The sequence below is a fragment of the Salipiger sp. HF18 genome, assembly GCF_011806505.1.
In the GTDB taxonomy this organism is placed as follows: domain Bacteria; phylum Pseudomonadota; class Alphaproteobacteria; order Rhodobacterales; family Rhodobacteraceae; genus Salipiger; species Salipiger thiooxidans.
The window spans coordinates 1-517 of the sequence record NZ_JAATOS010000997.1 but is presented as its reverse complement, the minus strand read 5'-3'; the positions used below and the strand labels follow the sequence as shown (position 1 = coordinate 517).

The 517-nt window shown below is 66.0% G+C and carries 1 protein-coding gene; it reads left to right on the top strand.

The genetic code is table 11. The features are described from left to right. A partial coding sequence (locus HC022_RS28465; protein WP_254885310.1) for a phosphomethylpyrimidine synthase ThiC occupies window positions 1–517 on the top strand: 517 nt, incomplete at both ends.

Below are 517 nucleotides of genomic sequence, written 5' to 3'. Positions count from 1 at the left end.
GCCCGAGATGGAGTTCGTGGCGATCCGCGAGAACGAGGGCCGGATGGCGGCCTACAGCCGCGGCGGCGAGCCCATGGGCGCCAACCTTCCCGACCTCGTGACGGCCGAGTTCGTGCGCGACGAGATCGCCGCGGGCCGCGCCATCATCCCGGCCAACATCAACCACCGCGAGCTCGAGCCGATGATCATCGGCCGCAACTTCAAGGTGAAGATCAACGCCAATATCGGCAATTCCGCCGTCACCTCCTCGATGGAGGAAGAGGTCGAGAAGATGGTCTGGGCGATCCGCTGGGGCGCCGACACCGTCATGGACCTCTCGACGGGGCGGAACATCCACAATATCCGCGACTGGATTATCCGCAACGCGCCGGTGCCGATCGGGACCGTGCCGCTTTACCAGGCGCTCGAGAAGGTCGGCGGCATCGCCGAGGACCTGACGTGGGAGATCTTCCGCGACACGCTGATCGAGCAGGCCGAGCAGGGAGTGGACTACTTCACCATCCACGCGGGCGTCCGC